Below are 24,412 nucleotides of genomic sequence, written 5' to 3'. Positions count from 1 at the left end.
TCTCGTGCGTCACTCGGACCACGCCCCACCCTCGTCGTAGACGGCGTCCGGCGGGAACTGACTCCGCTTGTACCGGGCCTGGCACCGCTTGCAGATGGGGATCTCGACCCACTTCTTGGCACGCCATCCGAACGCCTTGGTGAACACCACGTTGGCGGGCCCTCGGCCCACCTGGCGCTCCACGTCCTCTTCCGCACAATTGGTGGGGTTGGAGGAACAGCCCACGAACACCCTGCTGGGATCGCTCGGATCGAAGCCGCCAGTATAAGCGGGGTGTTTTCCCTTGTCCTCGTGGCCTGTGAGATCACGCGCGTACCGGGCCGCCGACGCCGGGTCCTCCTGGCCCTCGCTCCACTCGGCGACCTGTTCCTGGGCAGTTTCCTTCGCTTGCTCCCTGCCCTCCGACTTGGCCTCGGAAGCGGCCTTCTTCACGACCTTCTGCGCCGGCCGCTTCGCCTGTGAGGGCTTCGGCCTCGGCCTGGGCTGGCTCCTGGGACGGGACTTCGGCTTCGGCCGTGCCGCCGCCTTGCGGGCCGCGGCACGCTGTGCGGCGGCCCGCTTGGCCGCCGCTCGCTGCGACTTGATGCGGGCCTGAGCAGCCGCCCGGCGCTGAGCCGCCTTCTTCGCCGCGGCGCGCTTGGCAGCCGCCTTCTTCGCGGCGGCGCGCTTGGCCGCCGCGCGCTTCTTCGCCGCTTCGCGCTCGGCCTTCGCCTTGGCGCGCTTGCGCTCGGCCTCCTGGCGGCGCTTGAGAGCCGCCGCCTCGCGCTTGGCCTTCTCCCGCAGCTTCTTGCGCAGTACCTCCTGCGCCAGCCGGCGCTGGGCGGCCTTGCGGAGGGCGATCTGGGCGGCCCGGAGGCCGATGACGACCACGATGGGCCAGAAGAGCCCACTGGGGTCGGAGAAGGTGGCCGGGGCGTTGTTGCTGTACGCGTACGGGTTGATGGTGGCGGGCTGGCTGTAGTCGACCATGGGGTCGATGGAGAGGAACCGTCCGGTGGCGGGGTCGTAGTCGCGGACACCGAGCCGGGTCAGTCCGGTGTCCTCGTCCACGGTGCCGCCGACGAAGCCGCGGGAACCGGGCCAGGTCGTGGGCTGCGTTCCCCGCGCCTCACCGAAGGGCATGAGCTTGCGCCGGGTGACGCTCATGCCGGTGGCGACCAGGTCGACGATGGTGTTCGACGAACCGTGGTGGTCGGCCAGCATCAGCTGCCGTGTACCGCCCGTGGCACGGACGGTGGCGGCACCGTCGGGATGGGCGTAGAACCGCTCAGCCGTCTTGGTGGTGTTGTCCGCGCTGATCTTGAGCTCGGCCTCGCCGAGGTACAGCGTCCTGCTGCCGTCGGAGTCGGTGCGGATCAGCCGTGAACCGTCGGCTCCGTACAGGTAGGACGTGGTCTTCGTCCCGCCGCCCGGCGCCGGCTCCGACACCGAGCGCAACTGGTTCTCGGTGTCCCACTCCAGCGTCTGGGTGACGCCGTTGTGCTGCCGGGTGAGGGTGTTGCCGGCGTCGTCGTACGTGAAGGCGCTCCGCTTCTCGCCTCCGGGGCCGGTGGCCGTGACCTCGGCGAGGGCGTTCGGTCCGCCGATGCCGGACCTGCCGTAGGCGTAGGTCCTGGTGACGTCCTTGGCGGTGTCGCCGGCGGGGTCCTTCTCGACGAGCTGGGTACGGTTTCCGGCGGCGTCGAAGGCATAGGTCTGCCAGTACGCCTCCGGTCCGCCGACCGTGTCCTTGGAGGGCGCGGCCTGGCAGGTGTCCTTCGCCGTCCAGGCGGACGTCATCTGCCGCAGCTGGTTGTACACGAAGCACTGCGTGTCGGTCCTGCCGCTGTCCGGTGCGGCCTCGCCGGGGGTGTCCTTGATCCCGGTGACATTGCCGGCGGCGTCGTACGTGTACGCGGTGTCGCTGATCCGGCCCGGGGCGACGGACCGGTCGAAGGTCGACTGGCTCAGACGCCGGGTGAACTCGTCGTACAGGTAGGTCCCGTAGACCTTCCTGGCCGCTGAGCCCGCGTCGGTGCGCAGGATCTCACCGAACGCCGAATACTTGACGTCGTTGACGTACGGGGCCGCGCCGCCGATGGAGATCGGCATGTCGTCCGAGTTGTACCGGAACACCACCGTCTCGTTGACGAGTCCGCCGACGCCCGGCACCTGGGCGGTGGCGAGGTTGCCGGTGGGTGTGTAGCCGTACTTGTACTCGTAGGTGCCTCCCAGACCCGTCTCCTCGGCGGGGATGACCGTCTTCGTGGACTTCACCCGGTAGGCGTTGTCGTAGGCCGTGACCTCCTCGCGGTACTCGCGGCCGTTCTCGTAGCGGATCGCCGCGGTCGGCAGTCCCTTGGCGAGGGTGTCGTAGGTCCACTCGACCCGCTTGGGCCCGTCCGGGGTGCCCTCGCGCAGTGCCGTGGGACGGCCTCCGGCGTCGAGGGTCGTCACCAGCGTGTTGCCGCGCGGGCCGGTGGTCGAACTGACGGCGTCGGAGTTGTCGTAGGTGACGGTGGTCCGGCCGCCGTCCGGATCGGTGGACGCGGTCTGCCGGCCCCTTCCGTCGTACTCGAAGGAGGTGACCCCGCCGCCGGGCGCCGTGATCTTCACGACGTTGTCGAGGTCGTCGTACTCGTAGAGGGTCTCCCGCCATGTGCTGCGGGCCTCGTCGGTGTACTCCCTGACGCGCGAGGTACGGCCCTCGGCGTCGTAGAAGGTGGCGGTGACGGTGTCGCCCTCGGGCGGCACCGTCGTGGAGACGTCGCCGTCGCGCTCGGTGGTGGTCCGGAACTTCTCGGCACCCCGGTGGTAGGCGACCTCCGCCACAGCCTCGCCCATGCCGTTGAACGTGGTGCGGTTCTGCGAGGGGACCTCGTTGTCGCCCACCGCCAGCAGCGCCGGCTCGGGCTCGGCCTCGTTGAAGTAGCCGTCGTTGGTCTTCCACTCGCGGCCGGCCGAGTCGTAGAACGTGTCGTTGACGATGCGGCCGGCTCCGGCCACCGCCTCGTCCTGCGTCTGCCGCTCGCGCAGGAGCCCGTCCATGATCTCGTAGGAGACGGCGTACTCGCCGTTGTCCTTCAGCGACCGGTGGGTGACGACCGTGGGCTTGTCACGGGTGATGCTGTACTCGTAGGTGGCGGTGGGCGTCTGGAGGAGCGGATCGCGGTCGGTCTCCCAGACCTTCAGCAGCCGGCCGAGCGGGTCGTACTCCATGGTGGCCGACTTGCCGTTCGCGTCGGTCTCCTTGACCGGCAGGCCGCGTACGTCGTCGAACTCCGTGGTCTCGGTGTGCAGCAGCGGGTCCGTGGTGACCGTCATGACCGGACGGGCCCTGGTGAGGGGGGTGTTGACGACGGACGTCTTGCGGTTCTCACCGTCCCAGGTCGCCGTCTCCCGGCCGTGGATGTCGTACTCGGTCCTCTCCACCGTCAGGTAACCGTCGCCCTCGGCGTTCAGCTCCTGTATCTCGGTGGCCAGCCCCTTGAGGGGAGCGGCACCGAAGGCGAGACCGTCGTAGAGCGTGCGGGAGTCCTCGACGACCTTGCCGCCTGTGGTGCCGCAGGCGCCCAGTGTGGTCAGCTCGCGTGACTGCGACTCCAGCAGGTGCGACGCGGTGTTGCGGGCGTACGAGATCTGCGAGCAGATCCGCTTGCCGCCGGGCGTCGTCTCGTCCACCTGGTACGGCAGGCCGTAGGTGTCGTACTTGGTCGTCTCGCTGGAGGTCCGCCAGGTCTCGCCCTTCACCCGTTCACGGGTGGTGACGGTCTGCGGGCGGGCCATCCACGCTTCGAGCGGGGTGGTGCCCGGCCGCGTACGGCTCGCCGTCTTCACGGCCCAGGCCGTGGTCAGGGTCGACGAGTCCACGGCGCCGCCGTCGGACTCGTAGAGGATCTGCTCACGCTGCTGGCCCTGGTAGTGGCCCAGGTCGGGCGTACTGCCGCCCTGGGAGTCGACCACGGACGCGGTCCGGGTCCCCGTGGGCAGCTTGTCGCCGTGCATACCGCGGAAGTAACGGTCCTCGGTCAGCTGTTTGACGTCCGTACCGGAGCCGACGCGCGTGCGGACGCGCTCGTACCCTCGGTACTGCGACCACGTGCGTTCCTTGTTCTCGGTGAACTCCCCGTCGTCGTAGGCCCATGCGGGGGAGCCGAGGTATTCGTAGGAAGTGACCTTGTCGGGCGCGTCGGTGACCAGGTCGTCCTCGCGGACCTGAGTGGCGACGTACTTGTGGAACCAGTCCTGGACGGGCTTGAGCGCGCCCTTCGGGGTCCAGTACTGCGGGTAGCAGCGCATCGTGTTGGTCTCGGGCGAAACCGGCATCCTGCGCGGCTCCAGCGCCTGGCACTCACGCGGCGAGTAGGTGACGCCGATGCGTCCGCCGGTCTCCGTGTCGATGGCGTGGACGCGCAGGCGGGAGTACGGGGGAAGGCCCTCTATCCCGTCGACGCGGTTGTCCATCTGGGTTCCGGCGAAGGACACCTTCGGCATGGACGCGCTGCCACCGGCGCCGTAGCCGGTGCGGGTGATGGACTCCAGCCACAGCGCGGGCGACGAGCCGTCACCGGTGGCCGGGAACTTCTGGTCCAGAGCCCACGCGTCGACGTCCTTCAGCGCGGAACCGGCCAGCACCTGGGTGCTGATCCTGGTGAGGCGCTTGGTGGACCAGAACGTCGGCGAGTACTTGTCGGTGCACTGCGCTCCCGACGCGCACTCCTGGTCGAGCGGAGTGTCGGGCCAGTACTTGGCGTTGGCGGCCGTCCGCCTGGATTCGGCGCAGTCGAAAACGGAGTCGGGGACGCAGCGCTCGGCCGTGGTGAAGTTGACCCGCCCGGCCGGCAGCTCCGAGAAGAGGGCGTTCGTACGCTGCCCGTAGTCGATACGCGACAGATGTGCCGCACGGGTGTACGCGATCCGCTGGTCGGCCTTCATGTGCTGGCCGTAGTGGTTGGTCTCCTTGTTCCACCACAGCGTCATCGCGTCCCCGAGGGGGTCGGTGACGTAGTCCAGATTCCACCGGTACGCCTGTGCGCAGTCGGAGGCCGCGAAGGTGGTGGCGTAGCACGGATCATCGGGGTGGTTCCCGAACACGGGTACCGTGAGCGCGGAGTTGGTGCGCTGGGCGGCCGCGCCGGGCAGCTTGTTCAGGCCGAAGTGGTACTTCACCCCGTCGGTGCCGGTCAGGATCCAGTACTCACCTTCGTGAGCACCGTTGTCCGCGCCGGTCTTGCGCTCCAGACGGCTGCCGTCGTCGTCGGCCGGACGCCATTCGTCGGTGCCGTCCTTCTTGACCAGCTCCGTGGAGCTGCCTCCGAGCGACATCACCACGTGGTCCGAGCCCCAGCACAGATCGGCGCTCTCGCCGCTGTTGTTGGGGGCCTTGTCGTTGACCTTGCCCTTGTCGTCGGCACAGGACTTGAAGCGGCGCTCGATGAACCCGGGTTCGTAGTCCCAGCCCTCGGCTATCCAGGAGGACTGGCTGTTGGTGGAGGCGGTACGGCCGTCCACGTTCTGCGAGGAGTACGACAGCTCGATCTCGGGCTGCGGGCCCCCGGGGACCTCCGGTGCCTCCACCGGGTAGGACCAGGCGAAGCCGCCGGACGAACTGCCTGCCATCCAGGAGCCGGTGGGCGACAGCGAGGTCGCCTCGTGGCTGCCGCCGGGACCGGCCGCGGCAGCGACGGCGGCCAGCACCATCGGCGCTCCGGCCGCGGCGCGCGTGGCCGGAGCGGGCTGCTGGAGGTCGACGGTCGCGCTGACCGTGTGACCGGCCGCGTCGTTGGAGCCGCCCAGTTCCGTCCGGGTACGGCACTCGGCCTTCTTCGGGGTGGTCAGCGCGCACGCGGGCAGCCGGACCATCCGCAGGCGCGATCCCCAGTCACCGCCGTAGGTGTCCTTGACCGCCGAGTAGTCCAGTTCGATCTCGACCGCTCCCGACGCGGGAGGGGCGGTCCCGGTCTCCACCGGAGCGGCGGTGAACAGCACGCCGTCCACACCCGCGGCGCGGGCGATCGCCTGTTCCTTGACCACGACCTCGGCAGCCGCGCCCACGGGCGCGGGGTCCTCCGCGGTCCGGGCGGTGGTACGGGCGGTTCCGGCCTCCTTGGCGGAGACCTTCTTCAGCCTGACCGGCATGTCCGCGAAGGCGGGAGCCTGCGAACCGAGGGTGCCGCGAGCAGAGGCTCCGGCCGAGGCCGCCGGCTTCCCCGTTTCGCCTTCGGACACCTGGACGGTGAAGTCACCGACGGGGAGCTTGCCCCTGGACGGTGCCCAGTCCTTCGCGGCGTCGTTCCTGACGGCGGGCCGCTCGGCCTCGAAGTCGCGTCCGGTCACGGAACGTTCCCGCTCCAGCTCGGCGAGCCGCGTCTTCCCGACGCCGGCCGCCGCAGGGTCGTCCGGCACGAACGTGATCATCAGCGCCATGAAGACGACGAAGGACGCAGATCTGTGCCAGTGTCCCAAATACCTTAGATGTCTCAGTAGTTGACGCAACTTTTTTCCCCACCCTAAGCAACCGAACATATGAACGCGGCGACATTAGGCGGGCCTAAACTCTACGGCAAGTCAAGGGAATGCCATGAAAGGCCATTTGGGCAGTCAAGACCACGCAAAACGCTTGCCCCTCAGGCGTGTACTGTTCGCCGAAAAACACCCACGAACAGACGTCCTGGGGGGCTCTGCGTATGCCACACATATCCACAGGGAGAGAGAGACCGGCGCGAAGACTGACGCGCACGGCGCTCGCCGCCGCGATGGTCGGCGGCTCGCTGGGACTCGTCCCCGCCGGTCCTGCCGCAGCCGAGGAGATCCGGCCTGCAAAGACCAGCCTCAGCGCGGATGACGCCGCGTTCTTGACCGCCGAACGCACGGGCGAGCCGGTCGAGTTGTTGTCGAAGCGCTCGGAGACCAGCGAGACCCACGCGCTGCCCAACGGGAACCTGCGCCACACGCAGCACACCCTCCCGGTCCGGGTCAGGCGCGAAGGGTCCTGGACCCCGATCGACACCACCCTCGCCGAGGTCGCGGGCCGGATCGCACCCAAGGCGGCCGCCGGGACCATGACGTTCTCCGCGGGCGGCAGCACTCCGCTGGTCACCCTCTCCGATCAGGGCCGCACTCTCTCGATGAGCTGGCCGGAACCGCTGCCGGTCCCCGTGCTGGAGGGCTCGACCGCCACGTACCGGGAGGTCCTGCCGGGCGTCGACCTGGCTGTCGCCGCGAGCGTGGACGGATTCAGCCAGGCCCTGATCGTCAAGACCGCCGAGGCGGCGGCCAACCCCGAACTCGCCGAGGTCGGTTACGGGCTGAAGGCCGACGGCCTCACCCTGAAGCAGGACGCCGACTCGGGTTCGCTCACGGCTTCCAACCCCGCAGGCCAGACGGTGTTCGCCACCTCCACCGCCCGGATGTGGGACTCCTCCGGCGCCGAGGCCGAAGATCCTCCCGCGGCGAGCGGTACCGTGAGCCGCCTCGCGGCATCCGCTCCTCCCGTCGCCGAGACCCCTACCGACCTCACGCCGGGCACGCGCAGCAGCACCGTCGACGTCGAGGTCTCCCCCGACCGGCTGACCCTGCGGCCCGACCAGGAACTGCTCAACTCGCCGAAGACGACGTACCCGGTCTACATCGACCCCCGGGTGACCGGCACGCGCCAGGCGTGGACCATCGCGTACAAGCCGCACCCGAACGACAGCTACTGGAACGGCACCGGCTGGAACGGCGGTACCACCAGCGAGGCCCGCGTCGGTTACGAGTCGTCCACCGGGGGCACCGCACGCTCGTACTTCCGGGTCGACTCCAAGTTCCTCGCCGGCGTGAAGGTCGTGGACGCGCAGTTCCAGATCACCGAAACGCACGCGTGGTCCTGCACGCCCAAGCCCGTCGAGCTCTACCTGACGGGTGGCATCAGTTCAGCGACCACGTGGAGCAACCAGCCCAGCCAGTCCACCCGCCAGGACATCCGCAACTACGCCCACGGCAACGAGAACGTCGGCTGTGCGGACAAGCCCGTGGACTTCATCGCCAACGACGCGGCCATCAAGGCCGCGGCGGGCAAGTGGAGCAACATCACCTTCGGTCTGCGCGCCCCGCAGAGCGCGGAGGACGCCAAGGACGTCTACAGCTGGAAGAAGTTCAAGCCCGACGCCAAGCTGATCGTCGAGTTCAACCGCCCGCCGAAGGCGCCCTGGGCGCTGGACACCTCGCCGAGCACCAAGGTCGGTACGAACGAGTGCGGCAACGGCACCACGTACGTGACCGTCGGCAACACCGATGTCACCCTGACCGCGCAGGTGTGGGACCCGGACGGCGGTGACGTCAACGTCCAGTTCCACCTGTGGGCGACGGGCAAGCACGACGTGGCCCCCGGCATCATCTTCGACAAGAAGGTCCGCAAGACCGTGCTGGCGAACGATCCCAAGGGCGTACAGGCCAGGATCGTCGTCAGCAAGGCCCTGCTGGACCAGTACAAGAGCGCGAGCAACGGCCAGTTCTCCTGGAAGGCGCAGGTCGAGGACGTGGGCGACGCCGCCTTCGCCTCCGACTGGACACCGACGAAGGGCGCGAGCGGCTGCCGCTTCGGCTTCGACCCGACGGCTCCGTCGGTGATGCCGACCGTGACGTCCACCGGAGGCGTCTTCCCTGAGGGCATCGAGGGCGCGCCGGCGCGTACCGAGGGCGAGTTCGTCTTCGGGGCCGGTGGTGTGAGCGACATCGTCGAGTACCGGTGGGGGCTCGACCGCACTCCGCCGAACAACACCGTCAAGCCCGCTGCGGCAGGTGGTGACGCGTCGGCCAAGGTGACTCCGCTCACTCCCGGCCCGCACACGCTCTACGTCCAGGCATTCGACGCCGGCAAGAACGCCGGTCCGATCTATCCGTACAAGTTCTACGCGAAGAGCCCGGGCATCATGGACAAGCCGGGAGACGTGAACGGCGACGGTCTGCCCGACATGTTCACCGCCGACGGGGACGGCAGACTGCGGCTCTATGGCGGCACCGGCGGCGGCGCCGTGGCGACGGTGGTCCCGCAGGGAACGGCCACCGGATGGGGCAACGCGCTGCTGACCCACCGCGGCGACTGGACCGAGGACTTCTACGAGGACCTGGTCGCCCGCAGGTCGGACGGCAAGCTCTGGCTCTACCCCAACAACGGACTGGGCGAGTTCACCGACGACACCAGGCAGGAGGTCTACTTCTTCGCGGATCCGGAGACCGACCTGGCCATCGACCCCAGCACCATCACCCAGATCGTTTCGCTCGGCGATGTGTCCACGGGGGAGGAGTCGTCCACCCCCGACTTCGTCGCGGTGATCGGTGACCGGCTGTGGTTCCTGCCCGGATACTCGGGCGGCGCCATCCAGCCCGGCTACCCGATCGGGTCCTCCGGCTGGGCCCGGATGCAACTGGCTTCACCGGGTGACGTCGACGGCGACGGCCATGTCGACCTCGTAGCACGCGACACCACCAACGGTGCGGTGTGGCTCTACCACGGTCACGGCAACGGCGACACGGACGGCGACGGCATCCCCGACGGCGGCACCGACCCGGCCTCCCTGGGCGCGGGCAGCAGCCGGACCCCGTACGCCACCGGCTGGACCACCACGGCCCGGCCCCTGATCACGGCCAGCGGTGACTCCAACGGCGACGGGGTCCCCGACCTGTGGACCACCACCTCGAACACCACGGCGGGTCTGGAGTTCGTTCCGGGCCGCGCGACCGGCCTCGTCGGTACTCCGGTGGTCGTCGGCACCGGCGGCTGGCAGCCGATGACGGCCCTGTCGTAAGGGGCGCCGCTCCGGAACGAACCCGCGGCAAGTGCTTCGGTACGGCACCGATTCGGTGCTGGACCGGCATGCGGCCGGTAACACGGCGATCGGCCCACCCGGCCTCCGGTCCGGGTGGGCCGATCGCCTTCGCCAGGCGGCCCCGGCCTACGACGAACCCTCTTCGAGGGCGGCTGTGCGCTTCCTGGCGAGATGCAGCTCCGTCACGGCGTCACCGAACTCCGGGACGAGCTGCTCAGGTGCCGACCGCCTGGTGCTCTCCGGCCACTCAGGGAGAACAGGCGGGTGCGGTCCGGGTCACGCTGTTCTCCGGACCGCGGTACATCAGCGCCCGTCCTGCGCATAAAGCACGCCACCGCCCTTGGAGCTGCTGTTTCCGGGCGCCACGCGGCCCGAGGCGTATTCCGGTGCTCGCGCGCCGCCCCGCCGCCCACCGCCCCGCCACCCGCGCCCGCCACCCGCGCCCGCCGCCCGCTGCCCCGCCGCCCCCGCGAGCGGGAGTGGCGGGCGCGGGGCGCGGCCGCTCAGACCCGCGACTCCACCGGCTTCGCCTCCGCCGCGGCTTCCGGTTCGTCGCTGATGGCTCCGACGTGCCGCAGCACGACGGCGGACAGGACCGACAGGACCACGGTGCACGCCGCGGCCACGACCATCGCCGTGTTCATGCCGGAGGTGGCGGCCTCCTTGGCGAGGCCGAGCCAGTCGGCGGGCATCTGCTGGGCCGAGGCGACGGCGCCGGCGAGGCTGTCGCCCGCGGCGTCGGCCACGTCCGACGGGGTGCCGGCGGGGATGCTGCCGTCGATCCGGCCGCGGTAGACCGCGGTCGCCAGGCTGCCCAGGACCGCCACACCGAGCGCGAGGCCCAGTTCCTGCACGGTCTCCGACATCGCCGAGGCCGAGCCCGCCTTCTCCGGCGGGGCCGCCCCGACCACCAGGTCCGTGCCCAGGGCCGCGATCGCCCCGAGCCCGAGGTAGACGAGGCCGAATCCGACGACCATCAGGGCGATGCCGCCCGAGGGGCCCACCAGGGCGAGCAGGACGTATCCGACCGTGGACAGCGCCAGGGTGGCCGCCACCACGAGACCCGGCGGCACCCGCCGCGCGACCAGGGGCGAGCCGATCGCGGCCAGGAACATCAGCAGGGCGGGCGGGCCCATCCACAGCCCCGCCTCGACCGGCGGCAGCCCCTCCACGAACTGGAGCTGCTGGGTGATCAGCAGCATCGAGCCGCCGACGCCGACGAGACCGGCGAGCAGCACGCTCAGCGCGGCGCTGAACGTCCGGTCGGCGAACAGGCGCACATCCAGCAGCGGGCTCTCCAGCCTGCCCTGCCTGCGGACGAACAGCACCGCGAAGACCGCGCCGATCAGCGCGGCGGCGACCATCGGCAGATCGAGGCCGTCCTTGGCGAAGCGCTTCACCGCGTAGACCGCCGGCAGGATCGCGAGCAGGGACAGCGTCACGCTGACCAGGTCGAACCTGCCGCTCCGCGGCGCCGAGTACTCGGGGATCAGGAGCGGCGCGGCCACCAGCAGCACGATCGCGACCGGCACCGCCAGGAGGAACACCGAACCCCACCAGAAGTGGTCCAGCATCACCCCGCCGACCACCGGGCCGAGCGCCATGCCGAGCGCGAAGCTCGTGGCCCAGACACCGATCGCCAGGGAGCGCTGCCGCTGGTTGGCGAACATGTTGCTGATCAGGGCCAGCGTGGACGGCATCAGGGTGGCACCGGCGACCCCGAGGGCCGCCCGCGCGGCGATGAGCATGTCGGCGCTGGTGGCGTAGGCCGCCAGCACCGAGACGGCACCGAAGGCCGCCGCCCCGATCATCAGCAGCCGGCGGCGGCCGATCCGGTCGCCCAACGTGCCCATGGTGAGCAGGAAGCCGGCGATCAGGAACCCGTAGGCGTCCATGATCCACAGCTCTTGGGTACCGGACGGGCGCAGATCCTCGGACAGTGAGGGGAGGGTCAGGTACAGCACGGTGACGTCGAGGCCCAGCAGCACGGTGGGCAACGAGAGGACGGCCAGCCCTCCCCACTCCCGGGCTCCCGCCTTGCCTGCGGTCGTTGTGCTCATGGCACTTCCTGCCTTCTTCTCGGATCGTCGGTATGCGACCGCCACTGTGCCGCCCCCCACGCACGGTTTCCTGAGGGTCGTTCGGCGATAGACTGCGGCCATGCGTTACGGGGTGCTCGGCCCGCTGGCTGTCTGGGACTCCGAGGGGCGGCTGGTCAGGGTCCCCGAAGCGAAGGTGCGCGCCCTGCTGGCGAACCTGCTTGTCCACGGTGGCGGGCCGGTGCCGGCGGACCGCCTCATCGAGGACCTGTGGGCGAGCAACCCGCCGGGCGGGTCCGCCAACACCCTGCAGACCAAGATCTCCCAGCTGCGCCGGGTGCTGGGCCGGGAGCAGGTGGTCCGCGAGCCCGCCGGCTACCGGCTGCTGCTCGCGGACGCCGTGGTCGACGCCCTGAGGTTCCAGGAGCTCGCCGACCGCGCCCGCGCCCACCGGGAGCCGGCGGTGAAGGCGGACCTGTTCGCCGACGCGCTCGCCCTGTGGCGGGGCCCGGCCTACGCGGACGTGGCCGAATCCCTGTTCGCCCGCAGTGAGATCGCCCGGCTGGAGGAGCTGCGCCTGGCCGTCGTCGAGGACCACGCCGAGGTCCGGCTGACCCTGGGCGAGCACGCGGCGCTGGCGGCGGAACTGGGGGCGGTGGTGGCGCGGCACCCGCTGCGCGAGCGGCTGCGCATGGCCCACATGCGCGCCCTGTACCGCTCCGGGCGGCAGGGCGACGCGCTGCAGAGCTTCCAGGAGCTGCGCCGGGAGCTGGCCGAGGAGCTGGGCGCCTCGCCCGGTCCGGAGGCCGCCGCGCTGCACGAGGCGATCCTGCGCCAGGAGCCGCAGCTGGCCACGCCGGCGATCGGGTCGCGGTCGTGCCGGACGAACCTGCCCGCTCCGCTGACCCCGCTGATCGGCCGGCGCGAGGCGGCCGCGCAGGTGCTGGCCCGGCTGGACCCCGGCGCGAACCCCCGTCTCGTCACCCTCACCGGCCTCGGCGGGGTGGGCAAGACGCGGCTGGCGATCACCGCGGCGGGCGACGCGGCCGGGCGGTACGCCGACGGGGTGTGGCTGGTCGAGCTGGCCGGCCTGGGCGCCGCGTCCGGCCCGGACGACATCGCCGAACGCGTCATCACGACGCTGGGCCTGTGCGACACCGCCGCGACCGAACCGGACCTGGACGACCTGGTGGGCTGGCTGTGCCAGGCGGTGGCCGACAAGCGGCTGCTGATCCTGCTGGACAACTGCGAGCACCTCGTCGAACCGGTCGCCGTGCTCGCCAGGACCTTGCTGTCGGCCGTGCCGGCGGCCCACCTCCTGCTCACCAGCCAGGAAGCCCTGGACATCCCCGGCGAGGTGGTGCACCCGGTGCCGCCGCTGTCGTTGCCGGAACACACCGGTCCGCAGGCGGTCGCCCGGTCCAGCGCCGTCGAGCTGTTCGTGCAGCGAGCCGCCGCCGCGGCGCCCGGTTTCGCCCTCGACGCGGACAACGCGGAGGCCGTCGCCACCATCTGCCGCCGCCTCGACGGGATTCCGCTCGCCCTGGAACTCGTCGCGTCCCGGCTGCGGACGCTGAGCCCGCAGGAGCTCGCCGCCCGGCTGGACGACCGGTTCGCCCGGCCTGACGTACGGGTGCGCGGACTCCCGGACCGCCAGCAGACGCTGCGGGGCATGCTCGACTGGAGCTGGCAGCTGCTGCCGCCGGACGAGCGCACCGTGCTGCGCCGCCTGGTCGTGCATGCCGACGGCTGCGTCATGCCCTCCGCCCAAGCGGTCTGCGCCGACGGGGAGTTGCCCGCCGAGCGGATCCCCGACCTGCTCTCCCGGCTGGTGGACCGCTCGCTGGTGGTCCGTGAGGGCGACCGGTTCCGGCTGCTCGAATCGGTGGCCGCCTACTGCGCCGAGCGGCTGGCGGAGGCGGACGAGGAGAACGCCGTACGCGCGCGCTTCGTGCGGTACTGCACCGAGTCGGCCGAGCGGGAGAGCGAGCGGCTGCGCGGCCCGGACCAGCGGTGTTCCCTGGAACGCCTCAACGCGGAGACCGTCAATCTGCGCCGTGCCCTGGACCTCGCGGTCGCCCGGGGCCCCGCCGGGTACGCGGTGCGGCTGGTGAACGCGCTGGCCTGGTACTGGTTCCTGCGCGGACGGTTCCCCGAGGCCCGCAGGTCGCTGCGGACGGCGCTGGCGGCCGACGCCGGGGCCGCGCCGGCCGCGCGCCTGACGGCACGGGTCTGGCTGGCCGGTGTCGAGCTGCGCACCTCGCAGGCCGACGCCGTGCCCGGCCCGGCGGGCGAGGACCCCGCCGCAGGGGTCGAGGACCCGGTGCTGAAGGCCCGGCTCCAGTGGTTCGTCGGCACCGGGCTGACCGGCCGCGGCCACCACCGCGAGGGGCGGCGGCTGGTGGAGGCCAGCCTGGCCGGGGCCCGCGCCGCCCGGGACCGCTGGGGCCAGGCCGCGGCCCTGGTGGAGCTGGCGAGCCACGCCCCGGACCGGGACGGGTCGGCGGAGCTGGGCGCCGCGCTGTTCCGCGAGGTCGACGACCGCTGGGGCCGGCTCCGGGCCACCCGGGCCCTGGCGCTCGCGGCCGAACGCGAGGGCGACCGCGCGCGGACCGAACGGCTGCACCGCGAGGGGCTCCTGATGGCCGAGGAGCTCGGCCTGTGGACCGAGGTCGTCGAGACGCTGACCTTCCTCGGCAGGGCAGCGCTGTCGAGCGGCCTCACCGAGCGGGCGACGGAGTTGTACGAGCGCGCCCTGTCCGTGTCGGCCGAACGCGCCTATCACCGGGGCGAGATCCGTGCCGAGATCGGCCTCGGGCATGCCGCACGGCTCCGCGGTGACCGGGACGCCGCCACATCCCATCTGAACCGGGCCCTGGCCAAGAGCCAGTCCTCGGGCCACGCCGCGCACGCCGCTGCCGCGCTGGTGGAACTGGACCTCGTCGCCCGGGCGTGATTGAACCGCCGGGGCCGTGACCGGCGTCCCCTCCGGGTGCGGCGGGCCCCGCGCTCCGGGTCGATGACGGTCGCCAGGTAGCAGGATTTCCCGCCGTCGACGGGCAGGTAGGTGATGTCACCGACGTACTTCGTGTTCGGTCTGTCCGCGGTGAAGCCGCGGCCGATCAGGTCCGGCGCCTTGGTCGCGGCCGGGTCGGGGACCGTGGTGCGGTGCCGGCGACGCAACCGGACCCCCTCGATCCCCGACGCCCGCATGATCCTGGCGACCCGCTTGTGGTTGACCGCCTCACCGTTCTCCTCGCGCAGCTCGGCGGTGATCCTCGGGGCTCCGTAAGTGCCGTCCGACTCGAGATGCACCGCCCGTATCCGGGCGGCCAGGCGGGCCTCGGCCGCCTGCCGGGCGGATCGGTCCGCGGCTGTCCGGCGCCAGTAGCAGAAGCCCGAGCGGCTGACGCCGAGGATGCTGCACAGCCGCTCCACGCCGTGACGGCGCTGGAAGGCCGGCGACACACTGGAAGCGGTTCACCAGCGCGTCTCCCCGGCGAAATACTTGGCGGCTTTGCGCAGGATCTCGCGTTCCTCCCCAGCTCACGGACCTTCTTCCGCAAGGCGGCGTTCTCCGCCTCCCACGGCACCGCCGGCTGAGAGGTTTCCTGCGTCCCCCGTCCCCGGGGACGGCTCACCCCGGCTGCCCTCACCCGGTTCCGCAAGGTCTCCGGGTTGATCCCCGGATCGGCGGCGACCGACCTGACCGTCGCTTCCGGCCGCGACTCGTACAGCGCGACCGCGTCCGCCTTGAACTGAGGCGGGTAGTTCTTCATGACCACGAGATGCCCGTTCTCAGATCCGCAGGATCCAGTGTCTCGTGTGTCCAACATCAGGGATCAAGGCCCGGTGGCCTCACCGGGGCGGTGGCGGCAACCGGCCCGCGAGTTGAACCGCTTGCTGTGCGGACCCGGGTCTAACGGCCGGCTGCAGGCCGGCTCCGTCGTCGCACGTGCACCGGCGCGCCCTCGGTGGTGGACGCCGGGGCGTCCTGCGTCCTGCGTCCTGCCGCTGGTGTGACCGGCCGGGACCCACCAGGAACCCGTGCCCTCGTCACCCCCTCGACGGGCACCGGACCCGCTGCGGTGAGCGTGCCGACGGGAGGGCCGCCGTCACCATGGCGGCGGCCCTCCCATCGGGGATGTCTTCCTGAAGGAGTGGGCGAAGCCGTCCCGCAGGCCGTCATCGGTCCGCGTCCTCGTCGAGGGCGGGGCCCGTCAGTCGAGGGCGGGTCCCGTCAGGTGAGGGTCCAGCGCTGGTTGCTGCCGTTCGAGCAGGAGTAGAGCTGGATCCGGGTGCCGTTGGCGGTGCCGGTCCCGACGGCGTCCAGGCAGAGGCCGGACTGGACGCCGACGATGGATCCGTCGGAGTTGACGCGCCATTTCTGGTTGTCGCCGCCCCAGCAGCTGTAGATCTGGACCTTGCTGCCGTTGCTCGTGCCGGCGGCGTCCAGACACTTGTCGCCGTAGACCCGGAACTCACCCGAGGCGGTGGCCACCCACTGCTGGTTGGTGCCGCTGCCGCAGTCCCACAGCTGGAGCTGGGTGCCGTCGCTGGTACTGGCGTTGGGCACATCCAGGCAGCGGTTCGAACCGACGCCCTTGATCTGTCCGGAATCCGCCGGGGGCTCAGTTGTGTCGCCTGCGTTGAGCGCGTTGAGGACGGCGGAGTAGGCGGCCTTCTTGCTTCCGTCGTTGTTGAACAGCAGCGGCGTGTGCTCCGCCCGCCAGGAGTCGCTGTCGCGCACACCCCAGACGGTGACGCCGAGGCAGCGCGCGACGGCCAGGCAGTCGTTGGTCACGTTGGCGTAGGTCGTGGGCGAGGCGCCCTGGATGTCCAGCTCGGTGACGGCCACGTCGACGCCGAGGGCGGCGAAGTTCTGCAGGGTGGTGCGGAAGTTGCTGTTGTAGGGGCTGCCGCTGTTGAAGTGCGCCTGGAAGCCGACGCAGTCGATCGGCACACCGCGCTGCTTGAAGTCCCGGACCATGGAGTACATGGCCTGGGTCTTGGCCCAGGTCCAGTCCTCGACGTTGTAGTCGTTGTAGCAGAGCTTGGCGGACGGGTCGGCGGCGCGTGCGGTGCGGAAGGCGAGCTCGATCCAGTCGTTGCCGCTGCGCTGCAGGTTGGAGTCGCGTCGGGCTCCCGAACTTCCGTCGGCGAACGCCTCGTTCACGACGTCCCATTGGACGATCTTGCCCTTGTAGTGGGCCATCACGCCGTTGATGTGGCCGACCATCGCTTGGCGCAGATCGTTGCCGCTGAGGCTCTGCATCCAGCCGGGCTGCTGGGAGTGCCAGGCCAGGGTGTGGCCGCGCACCTGCTTGCCGTTCTGCACCGCCCAGTTGTAGACGCGGTCGGCGGAGCTGAAGTTGAACTGGCCCCGCTGCGGTTCGGTGGCGTCGATCTTCATCTCGTTCTCCGCCGTCACCATGTTGAACTCGCGGTTCGCGATCGACGTGTATGTCGAGTCGTTGAGCCTGCCCGAGGCGATGGCGGTGCCGAAATAGCGGCCGCTCTGCGCCGCCGCGGCGCCGAGTGTGCTCTCGGCGGCGTGTGCTTCCGGTGGCGCGATCAGAGCGGCGGACGCGCCGAGGGCGCCGACGACCAGCCCCAACAGCAGGCTGCGAGCTTTCCGGCGGACAGTGGGTCCGGGAAGGGCGTAGGAGCCCATGACTGTGCCTCCAAGGGGGGAATCACGGAAGGACTGAAACAGTGCGCGGATCTGTCGTGCAGCACGGAATGCCGAGGCCGGCGTTCGGTGTGCCGAACCATGGCCAGTTCCTCAGACAGGGATGATTGAGGCGCCGGTGATGGGCCGTCAATAGTTTTGACAGAATAAGTTTCGATTGATTATTCGAAACATTTCGACACCCTGGTGAGTTGGAATGCGGCCCGGCGTTGCCGCAGGCGGACGTCGCAGCTCTGCGGTCGGGCGGGTGCGCGGACGCCGCTTGTCCGTCCTCCCCCCTGTGTGTGGGCCCTGAGCTGGTGAAATGTGTGCGTACGCTCAGGAGAGGCCCGGCCGGAGCGATTCCTTGTAGGGGCCGAAGGGCAGGCGTTGTTTGTGGACAGGACGGTGGCAAGCCTTGACCGGAGTGCCCCGCATCCCTAGCTTGTGGCGTCAGGGTATCCAGGAATTATCGAAACTTTCGAGAACGTCCCGGACCCACGGTGCTTCCGTTCGCTGTCCACCGAGGTCACCTTGAACCGGTCCCCAGGAGGCGCGCAGCTCATGTGGTACGGCCGCTCGCCCCCGGCCCGGCCAAGGCGCCTGCTCGCGATCCCTGCGCCGGTGAGGAAGGCTGCCTGACCCGAGGCTTCAGGCGGGCGCGCCGGCGGCGGCGCACCGCGTGCCCACCCGGGCACCGGGCTGTCGACGCTCGTCGTGAGGGCCTGTCGCCTCAGACGGGTTTCCCGGTTCGTCAGGGAAGAGACGCCGGAAGAGTCGGTGTGGCGTGTGCCCAGGCCGCGTCGAACTGGCGCAGGGCGGCGCTGTACAGGATGCCGGGAGCCCGGGCGTACAGGCAGGGGGAGTTCCTGCCGTGTGCCGACGCACCGTAGAAAGTGAGGTAGGCGGCATGATCCGTCGCGATCACGCGGCAGTTGTTCGGCAGGTTGAAGGTGCGCAGTTCGATGCCGTCCCTCGTCTGTGCCACCCGGGCCAGGTAGTCGATGTTCGTCCGGACCTGGCTTCTGAGCAGATCCCGGGTGTAGCCCGGATCGAACCGGGCTATCTCCTGGGAGCGCCGGTCGAGCCACGAGTCCTGCCCGGAGTCGGGGTCGGGCAGGAGGATCTGGACGGTCTGCGTGGCCGGGTCCGCCGACCACAGGGGTGAGAAGACCTCACGGGTGAGCACGTTCCCCCGGCCTGCCAGGACTTTGACCCAGCGGGCTCGTCGCAGATCGCGAGCGAGGTCCTGTTCGGCGGAGGTCTGGTGGAGGTATACGCGCCCGAGCCCGGTCCTCGTGTACCGGGAGCAGACGGCGACCAGCCACCACATGGGACGGGCGCCGCGTAGCAGGCCGAGAACGATGAGGATCGCGCTGGCCGCCAGAGAGCCGAGGATCCCTGTCAGAAGGTCGTTCATGTAAAGCCCTCTTCCGGTGTCGGGTCGCGTGCGGCGGGGCCTCGATCCGTCAGCAGAGGAAGGGCAGCAGAAGCCGCAGCACATGGGCTGCGTTCCGGGCCGCGAGTCCGTGGTGCGCGTGCCCCTTCTCCTCGTCGGCGTTGTCGGAGACCCCTCGGATGACGACCCAGCCGGGGTTCGTCTCGTCCTGGACCGAGTTCTCCTGCCAGTACTGGCTCAAGCCGCCCGCTTCCATGTCCACCGCCAGCACTTTCTCGTTGTAGTGCGCGAGGTATCGGCGGATGTCGCTGTCGCGGTCGGCGATGACCGCTTCACCGGAGCCGATCAGCCCCGGATACACCTCGTAGTACTCCTGTGAGGGCTGCGAGGCCGGCTGGCCGTGGATACGGGCGGGGGTGCCGTGTTCGGTGAAGAACGCGTTCACGGCGTGCACCACCTGGGCCGGGGCCTGCCGGTGTTCGCCACGCCTGCGGATGTCCCCGAGTGGATTGATCTTGCGGTTCTCGTAGTAGACGACCTCGGTCGAGACGATGACGTTCCCGATGCGGGCGTGCTCGTCGTGGATGCCTCCCCCCACACCGACGAGAGCCCACAGCCGGGGCGCGTAATGGCGGCGCAGATTCTCCAGGGCGGCCATGGCCGACCGCTGCCCTTGGCTCTGGGTCTGGGTGGCGACGACGCGGACGGTCGAGTCCGGAGTGGTGTGTTCTCCGCGATAGAAGTAGAGGCCGCCCGGCTCCTTGTGCCGTTCGAGTTTCAACTCGTCGCACAGTGCGCGCAGTTCCTCGCTGAGGATGGTGACGATCCCGATGTCCCACGTATCCCGGTCCGCTGGGGCCGTGGAGCCGGTCGCCGGTGTGCCGATCCGTTCTGCGGACGGTGTCGCGATGACCTGGGCGTGTTCGCCCACGGCGTTGTTGCTGATGGTGTTGCCGTTTCCATGGGCGCTGATGCCTCGGTCGGTGTTCACGTGGTTCCTCCGTCGCTGGGGCTGTCGGTTCCTGTGGCAGGGTGCGCCGGTGCGCTGACTTGGGCCGCATCGCCTACGGCGTTGTTGCTGATGGTGTTGTTGTCACCGAAGTTGAAGATTCCGCTGTTGATGATCTTGAGTGCCCGGTTGTTGAACTCTGACGCGTCCACGCCCTTGGTCAGCAGGAAGTCGCCTGCCGCCCGGAGAAGACGCTGTTCGATCGTCTTCATCCGGCCGAGGATGTCGGTCTTCTCCAGTTGCACCTTGGACCACGTCTGAGCCGGCTGTTCCCGGATGCTCACGCGACTGCCGATGAGGACGTTGCGGATCGGCGTGGAGGTGAGATCCGGGGGCAGGGCGGCGGCTTTGGCCAGGGCGAGGAGGTAGTGGAGGATCCGCCATGAACGCTGGACCTGCTGGGGGAGCGTGGCCAGTTCGCGGAAAGCGGCCCATACGACCGCGATGAGGCCGTGCTGGCCGAATTCGGCTGTCCGCTGGAAGGACCTCGGCGTATGTGCGAGCACGCATGCCGCCGTGGAGATGATCAGGGTCCGTCCCCGTACGCTCACGTGGAGCAGGACGGTCGCGACGTACTCCGCGCCCTCCAGCGGTGTCGTGACCTCGAGGAAGTGATGTCCTCTCGACCCCGGCGTGTTGATGATCTCCCGCAGATCCACGTCGGTGAGCTTCCGGGGGAGCAGGGAGCGGTCGGTTGCCACGTCGGTCTCGGACACGTAGACGCGGTCTCTGACCTGGGCGGGCAGGCGGACATCGTGGCTGTCGGTGTTCAGCAGGTGGACCGCCTTGCGCAGGTGCTCGACGAGCTCATGGGCCTGGAACGGGGGTACGGGGTGTTCCCGTTCGTGCAGGGGGGTGTCGTCGTCCTCGACGGGTCGCAGGAGCTGGACGCTCATGGGCGGGTTCCACTGGTAGACGATCTCTCCGGCACCGATGAAGGGCGACTCCTCGCCGAAGAGGGTGAACACGGTCAGGTCGTCGTCGGCCGCTTCCTCGTCCTGGCTGTGGCGGAGACGGCGGTACACGGTGTGGACGTCCCTCTGCTGGACGTCGGCGACCTGTTGCCGGGGGGACAGCCGGACGGGACGCAGGGACGGCGTCCGGAGGATCCGGTTGAGCTGCAGCTGACGCAGAGCCCCGACGGCGAGGCACATGAGTACGATGCCCGCCCCCACGTGGAGGGCCGTGGCGGCGTGACGGGGGTGGACGAGACCGATCGCGAGGCCGGTCGCCACCAGGCCGAACGCGATCCCTCCGACACGTCGCAGCGCCTGTGACTTCTCCGACTTCCTCCGCGGGAGGAAACGCTGGAGACGGCGTCGATGGCGGTACCGCATCTCCTTGTTGCGGCGCCCCGGCTTCCGGCTGCTCCGGGGCTCGCGGTCGCCCCGATGTATGAGCAGGGCCAGACGGAGCAGGCACAGGAGGGCGAGGCCGCATGCCACGAGGACGCTCGCGGGCAGGGCGCCCACGCACGCGGGTGCGATCACGGATCCCAGCAGTGTGACGCGCGGAACGGCCGCGAGGGCGGCGGCCCGCCATGCGTGGCGCATGACGGGGACGATGTCGAACCCGTAGGAAGGGGCGACCCTGCGGTGCGGTGATGTGCAGATCTTGTCGATCACGAGGTCGCGGAAATGTTCGTCCACGTAGGGCCCCGCGCATAAGTGCCGTGTCGCGTCCGTGAGTTCCTCGCCTGAAACCTTTGCCGACTGTACGGGGGAGGTGGTCATGCCCTGCCCTCGCCTCCTGAGGTTAAGGTCTGTGTGACCATAAGTGGCGAGAGTGTTTGAGTCAATGTGACCTTTAGGGGGTCCCGTGGATGACTGGCTGAAAGACTCCGATGAGGTGGAGGCTTCGTGGGTAACGGTGGATCTGGCGATTTTCACGCTGCGAGGCGATCACCTGATGGTTCTTCTGGTCGACCGAGGAGTGGAGCCCTTCCTCGGCCGGCCCGCGCTCCCCGGCGGGTATGTCCAGAAGAGCGAGACCTTGCGTGAAGGAGCGCTGCGCGAGTTGAGGGAGGAAGCCGGTATCGACGGTGGGGCGTTGCACCTGGAACAGCTGGGTGCTTACGGTGATCCGGGCCGGGACCCGAGAGGGCGGGTGGTCACCGTCGCATACCTGGCCCTCGGGCCGGACCTGCCCGTGCCTGTGGGTGGCACCGATGCGGAAAACGCCTACTGGGCAACGGTGGAAGAGCTCGGCCGGGACGGGACGAGACTGGCATTCGATCATTCCGAGATCCTTGCCGAGGCTTTGGAAGAGGTCCGGCGCAAACTCGAGTACACCCCTGTCGCCACGGCCTTCTGCGCCTCTGAGTTCACCCTCAGCGAGTTGCGTACGGTCTATGAGGTCGTCTGGGGGCAGTCGCTGGACCCGAGTAACTTCCGGCGCAAGGTGCTGGGAACCACGGGGTTCGTGGAAGCCACGGGCGGGCAGAGGATGCCTTCCACGGGCCGCCCGGCCGCGCTCTACCGCAGAGGGAGCGCATGGGTGTTGAGTCCGCCACTGCTGCGCGCCGGCGGGCAGCCCGCGTAGCCGGCCGGATTCCCGGCTCCGGTAACGGCCCGGAGTATGGGGGGCAGGGCTGTTCGGGCGCGGCCCCTCCGGTGAAGGCCGGCGGTGGTCGCGTGGTCCTGCCGCTGGTGCGGCTGCGCGTCCGGGGAGGGCGAACGGTACGAAGGGGCGGCTGGTGACACCGCCGTCCCCTCACGCCGTACCAGGTGGCTCCTCCGGGCCGCCGTTCGGCTGTACCGCCCCGGTCACGCGTCGCGCCTGCGGAGGACGAGCCAGCCGCCCGCCGTCGCCGCGGACGCCCAGAGCGCGAGGACCAGGAGGCCGGCCGCCGGGGTGTAGGGGGCGGCCGGGTCGGGGACGGACCGCAGGGCGTACTGGCCGGCGCGGTCCGGGAGGTACCAGGACAGGGCGCGCAGGCCGGGGATCTCGGCGAGGACGGGGGAGACGAGGAAGAGGACGGGGACGAGGAGGCCCATGGAGAGCGTCCGGCTGCGGAGCATCGCGGTGACGCCCATGCACATGAGGGCCAGCAGGGGGAAGTAGAGGGCTCCGGCGACGACGGCGCGGACGGCTCCCTCGTCGCCGGGGGAGAGGCCGTGTTCACCGAGCAGGCTCTGCGAGGCGAGGAAGGTGCCGGCCGAGGCGGTCGCCCCGGCTGCCAGGGCGAGTGCGGCGCCGGTGGTCAGTTTGGCGCCGTAGAGGAGGCCGCGCCGGGGGACGGCGGCCAGGGAGGTGCGGATGGTGCCCGTGCTGTACTCGTTGCCGACCACCAGGACCGCGAAGGCGATCACGACGACATGAGCGAAGAAGAGGCCGTAGTAGCCGAGCTGGACCGGGTCGAAGTCCTCGGCGTCGGACTCGGCGGCACCGACCGAGCCGCACACACCGGCGCCGATGCCGATGAGGAGGGCGGCGGACAGCGGCAGGGCCCAGGCGGCCGAGCGGACCGAGCGGATCTTCGTCCACTCCGAGTGGAGTACCGCGACGAAGGACATGTTCAGACCGCCTTTCCGAGAGGCCGTGTCGCGTATTCCACCGAGTCGGCGGTCATGCGCATGAAGGCGTCTTCCAGGGAGTCCTCGGTCCGGGAGAGTTCCAGGACGGGGGTCCCCTCACGGGCGGCGATCCGGCCGACCTCGGCGGGGCCGGTCCCGTACACCTCGAGGGCGCCGTCGGCGGCGGTCTCCACCCGGAGGTTCCCGCGTTCCAGGGCGGCGCGCAGCCGTACCGGTTCGGTGGTTCCCACCCGGACGCGGACGCGGCCGTGTTCCGCGGCGAATCCGGCCATGGAGACGTCGGCGAGCAGGCGGCCTTTTCCGATGATGACCAGGTGGTCGGCGAGCAGGGCCGTTTCGGTCATCAGATGGCTGGAGACGAGCACCGCGCGGCCCTCGGCCGCCCTGTCCTTCAGGAAGCGGCGCAGCCACCGGATGCCCTCGGGGTCCAGGCCGTTGACGGGTTCGTCCAGGATCAGGACCCGCGGGTCGCCGAGCAGGGCGGTGGCGATGCCCAGGCGCTGGCGCATACCGAGGGAGAATCCACCGGTGCGGCGTCCGGCGGCGGTGGTCAGGCCGACCTGTTCCAGTACTTCTCCGACCCGGGTGCCGGGGATGCGGTTGGCACGGGAGACGCAGAGGAGGTGGTCGCGAGCGGTCCGGCCGGGGTGGACCGCTCCCGCGTCCAGCAGGGCGCCGACGTGCCGCAGGGGTTCGCGCAGGGCCCGGTAGGGCCGGCCGGAGACGAGCACGCGGCCTCGGGTGGGGCGGTCCAGGCCGAGCACCATCCGCATGGTCGTGGACTTCCCGGCGCCGTTGGGGCCGAGGAAGCCGGTGACCGCTCCGGCCCGCACCTGGAAGGTCAGGCCGTCCACCACGGTCCTGCCGCCGTAGGACTTGACCAGGCCCGCCACATCGATGGCGGGCGCGGCTCCCGTACCGTTCGTGATCTCCCTGTCGTTCTTCATGTCCTTGAGCCAACCGTTTCGCC

At 70.2% G+C, this 24,412-nt stretch carries 11 protein-coding genes and 2 pseudogenes; 3 read left to right on the top strand and 10 right to left on the bottom strand.

What is annotated here, in order from left to right; all coding sequences use genetic code 11:
• Positions 1–9: 9 nt before the first annotated feature.
• Complete coding sequence (locus tag CP967_RS07215) at positions 10–6,405, bottom strand: RHS repeat domain-containing protein (RefSeq protein WP_150487155.1); 6,396 nt, start codon at positions 6,403–6,405, stop codon at positions 10–12.
• A 260-nt stretch (positions 6,406–6,665) separates the two neighbouring features.
• Between CP967_RS07215 and CP967_RS07210 the strand changes: the two genes are divergently transcribed.
• Entirely contained in the window at positions 6,666–9,767 is a 3,102-nt protein-coding gene (locus CP967_RS07210; protein ID WP_229888335.1) for a VCBS repeat-containing protein, read from the top strand.
• Positions 9,768–10,291: 524 nt separating this feature from the next.
• On the opposite strand, the gene CP967_RS07205 is transcribed toward CP967_RS07210, so the two are convergent.
• Complete coding sequence (locus tag CP967_RS07205; RefSeq protein WP_150487154.1) at positions 10,292–11,848, bottom strand: MFS transporter; 1,557 nt, start codon at positions 11,846–11,848, stop codon at positions 10,292–10,294.
• A 100-nt stretch (positions 11,849–11,948) separates the two neighbouring features.
• On the opposite strand from CP967_RS07205, the gene CP967_RS07200 reads away from it, so the two are divergent.
• Positions 11,949–14,783, top strand: coding sequence for an AfsR/SARP family transcriptional regulator (locus tag CP967_RS07200; RefSeq protein ID WP_150487153.1), 2,835 nt, complete (start codon positions 11,949–11,951; stop codon positions 14,781–14,783).
• Between the two features lie 227 nt (positions 14,784–15,010).
• Here the strand turns inward: CP967_RS07200 and CP967_RS35375 are convergent.
• From CP967_RS35375 to CP967_RS07165, 6 genes and pseudogenes are all read right to left on the bottom strand, one after another.
• Positions 15,011–15,265: pseudogene (locus CP967_RS35375) on the bottom strand (IS3 family transposase); the annotation flags it as partial.
• A gap of 125 nt (positions 15,266–15,390) precedes the next feature.
• Positions 15,391–15,606 (bottom strand): annotated as a pseudogene (locus CP967_RS35370) (transposase); the annotation flags it as partial.
• Between the two features lie 461 nt (positions 15,607–16,067).
• A complete protein-coding gene (locus CP967_RS07180) occupies positions 16,068–17,501 on the bottom strand; it encodes an endo-1,4-beta-xylanase (RefSeq protein ID WP_150487150.1) in 1,434 nt (477 codons plus the stop codon).
• A gap of 751 nt (positions 17,502–18,252) precedes the next feature.
• Positions 18,253–18,918, bottom strand: a complete 666-nt coding sequence (locus CP967_RS07175) for a hypothetical protein (protein ID WP_150487149.1) — start codon at positions 18,916–18,918, stop codon at positions 18,253–18,255.
• Positions 18,919–18,967: 49 nt separating this feature from the next.
• Complete coding sequence (locus CP967_RS07170) at positions 18,968–19,888, bottom strand: 5'-methylthioadenosine/S-adenosylhomocysteine nucleosidase family protein (protein ID WP_150487148.1); 921 nt, start codon at positions 19,886–19,888, stop codon at positions 18,968–18,970.
• Positions 19,885–21,555, bottom strand: coding sequence for a hypothetical protein (locus CP967_RS07165; RefSeq protein WP_208838863.1), 1,671 nt, complete (start codon positions 21,553–21,555; stop codon positions 19,885–19,887). The genes CP967_RS07170 and CP967_RS07165 overlap by 4 nt, the downstream gene beginning before the upstream one ends.
• 169 nt (positions 21,556–21,724) lie before the next feature.
• Between CP967_RS07165 and CP967_RS07160 the strand changes: the two genes are divergently transcribed.
• On the top strand, positions 21,725–22,447 hold the full coding sequence (locus tag CP967_RS07160) for an NUDIX hydrolase (protein ID WP_150487146.1): 723 nt from the start codon (positions 21,725–21,727) through the stop codon (positions 22,445–22,447).
• Between the two features lie 224 nt (positions 22,448–22,671).
• On the opposite strand, the gene CP967_RS07155 is transcribed toward CP967_RS07160, so the two are convergent.
• Positions 22,672–23,421 carry an ABC transporter permease gene (locus CP967_RS07155; RefSeq protein WP_150487145.1) on the bottom strand — a complete coding sequence of 250 codons (750 nt, stop codon included), beginning with the start codon at positions 23,419–23,421 and terminating at the stop codon, positions 22,672–22,674.
• Between the two features lie 2 nt (positions 23,422–23,423).
• On the bottom strand, positions 23,424–24,389 hold the full coding sequence (locus CP967_RS07150) for an ABC transporter ATP-binding protein (RefSeq protein WP_150487144.1): 966 nt from the start codon (positions 24,387–24,389) through the stop codon (positions 23,424–23,426).
• Positions 24,390–24,412 lie beyond the last annotated feature (23 nt).

The organism is Streptomyces nitrosporeus (assembly GCF_008704555.1).
Lineage (GTDB): Bacteria > Actinomycetota > Actinomycetes > Streptomycetales > Streptomycetaceae > Streptomyces > Streptomyces nitrosporeus.
This window is presented reverse-complemented; position numbering and strand designations above follow the sequence as displayed.